The 2,550-nt window shown below is 74.5% G+C and carries 2 protein-coding genes; both read left to right on the top strand.

Annotated elements, in window-relative coordinates; all coding sequences use genetic code 11:
• Positions 1 to 162: 162 nt before the first annotated feature.
• Positions 163 to 1,473, top strand: a complete 1,311-nt coding sequence (locus tag AB0J52_RS35845) for a cytochrome P450 (protein WP_500187365.1) — start codon at positions 163 to 165, stop codon at positions 1,471 to 1,473.
• Between the two features lie 202 nt (positions 1,474 to 1,675).
• A complete protein-coding gene (locus AB0J52_RS35840; RefSeq protein ID WP_500187364.1) occupies positions 1,676 to 2,446 on the top strand; it encodes a class I SAM-dependent methyltransferase in 771 nt (256 codons plus the stop codon).
• The last annotated feature ends 104 nt before the right edge of the window (positions 2,447 to 2,550 follow it).

Below are 2,550 nucleotides of genomic sequence, written 5' to 3'. Positions count from 1 at the left end.
TGACAGCGCCGCTCGCGGCGGGCCGACCCCGCCGGTCCGCCGCGAGCCCTTGCGGCACGGGCTTCTTCGGCGACTCCTGACAATGGACTTTTCAGCCGAGTCGGGGTTAGCGTTCCAGGAGTGATCACGTAACGCCCACTGTCCTCCTTATCAAGGAGCCGCGTGGACCCCGATGTGATGCACGCGCGAACCGAGGAGAACCCCCGGTCCGGGCGTGGCCCGACCTCCGCCCCCGCCGATCCCGGCTCCCCGACTCCACCGCCCCCGACCCCGCCCGCTCCGCAGCCGCAGCCGCAGCAGTCGCCGGCGTCCCCGTCCCAGGGTTTCGACCCCGTCCGGGCGCTCGCCGAGCCCGCGGCGCTCGCGGACCCGCACCGGGTCTTCGACGAGCTGCGCTCGCACGACCCGGTCGCCTGGCACGAGGGCCTCGGCACCTGGCTGCTGACCCGGCACGCGGACTGCGCCCAGGTGCTGCGGGACACCGCCCGGTTCGGGTCCGACCCGCGCCGCGCCGGGGTCGCGATGCCGCCGCAGGCGGTGAGCATCCAGACGCTCGATCCGCCCGGCCACACCGCCGCGCGCCGTCCGCTGGTGGACGCGCTGCGCGAGCTGGACCGGACCGAGGTCGCGCCGATGGTCGCCGAACGGACCCGGGCCTTCCTCGACCGGCTGGCCGGACGCTCGTCCTTCGACATCGTGACCGAGTTCTGCGAACCGCTCGCGGTGTCCACGATCTGCCGCTACCTGCGCGTCCCCGAGCCGGACCCGGCCTGGTTCGCGCCCGCCGCCGAGACGGTCGCCGCCGGCATGGACGCCGGGGTGTTCCCGGACCGGCTGGAGCCGGCGATGGCGGCGAAGGCCGAGCTGTCCGCGCTGACCGACGGCTGGCTCGCCGACCCGCCGCCGGACGGCATCGTCCGCGTCATCGCCGACACGGTGAAGGCGGGCGAGCTGGACCGGGCGGTCGCCGCGAACACCCTGCGGGTGCTGCTGCACGCCGGGTACACCTCGGCGAGCAAGCTGCTGTCGCTGGCGGTCGCGGCGCTGCTGGAGCGGCCCGGCGCGCTCGCCGCGTTCGCCGCCGACCCGTCGCCGCGCGCGGTGGACGAGCTGGTCCGGCACTGCTCGCCCGTCCAGGCGCTGGGCCGGGTGTGCGTCGCGCCGGCCGAGCTCGGCGGCAGGCGGATCGAGCCCGGCCAGGATGTGACGCTGTTCCTCGGCGCGGCCAACCGCGACCCGGCGCGCTTCGACGACCCGCACCGGCTGCGCCTCGACCGGCACCCGAACCCGCACCTGGGGTTCGGCCGGGGCGCGCACTCCTGCCTCGGAGCACCGTTCGCCGCCGTCCAGGCGCGCGTGGTGCTCACCGTCCTCGCGGAGCATTCCGCGTCACTGCGCGCCCTCGGCGCGCCCGAGTACCGGGTCGCCCTGACCCTGCGCAGCCCCGCCCGTCTGCAGGTCGCGCTGGGCTGAGCAGGGTCGGACGTCCCGCACCACAAGGGAGTGAGAGAAGGGAGGACCCCATGAAGTACTGGCACTGATGAGCACGACATGAGGTTCGAGAGTTCGCGGCCGTCGTCCGACCGGCGGCCGCGAACGCCGTCTTCCCACCGACCAGAATACGCACGCCCTTATCGCTTCGCCTATGCACGTCTCAACACTCGCAGGGAGAATCGTGTCGACCGGTGCCGCCCCGACCGCTTTCAGCGATCCGTACGCCTTCACCCCCGGCTACTACGACCTGTTCCGCGCGCACGAGGACGCGCTGCCGTCGGTGTCGTTCTTCGCCGACCTGACGCCACCCGGGGCGGACGCGCTGGAGATCGGGCCCGGCACGGGCCGCCTCGCGCTCGCCGTCGCCGAGCGCGCGCGCACCCTGACCTGCCTGGAGCGGTCGGCCACGATGCGGGCCGTGTTGATCTCCAAGCTCGTGCTCCGCCCCGACCTGCGGAGCAAGGTCACCGTGCTGCGCGACACCGCGCCGAGCTTCGACCTCGGCCGCACCTTCGGCTACGTCTACCTGGGCGGGGTGCTGGAGCACGTCCCGCCCGCCGAGCGGCCGACGCTGTTCGCCGCCATCGCCGCGCACCTGGAGCCCGGCGGCCTCTGCGCGATGGACATGGTGCTGCGCATGCCCGCCCCCGATCAGCCCGAACGTGTGATGGCGGAGGAGGACCTCGGCGACTGCCGGTACGTGCTGTCCGCCGAGGCCGAGCGGCTCGGCCCGGACCTGTCCCGGCTGCGCCAGACCTACCGCACCTACCTGCGCGGCGAGCTGGTCGCGACCGAGGTGACCGAGCGGCTGCACAACATGCACCGGCCCGAGCCCGTCCTGAAGGACCTGGCCGCCGTCGGCCTGCACCCGGCCGAGGGCGACGGCCTCGCGCAGGCCACCCCGCTGCCGGACGACCCGGGCGCGGTCGTGGTGCGGAAGGCCGTGTCATGACCGCCGTCCTCGCGGACGCGCCGATCCCGACGGCCGTCCCGCTCGACCTCGCCTACGACGCCGGCCGGCTCGCCGCCGAGGCGCTGGAGCTGCGCGAGTTCGGC

It is taken from the genome of Spirillospora sp. NPDC049652 (assembly GCF_040675125.1).
GTDB lineage: Bacteria > Actinomycetota > Actinomycetes > Streptosporangiales > Streptosporangiaceae > Spirillospora.
This window is presented reverse-complemented; position numbering and strand designations above follow the sequence as displayed.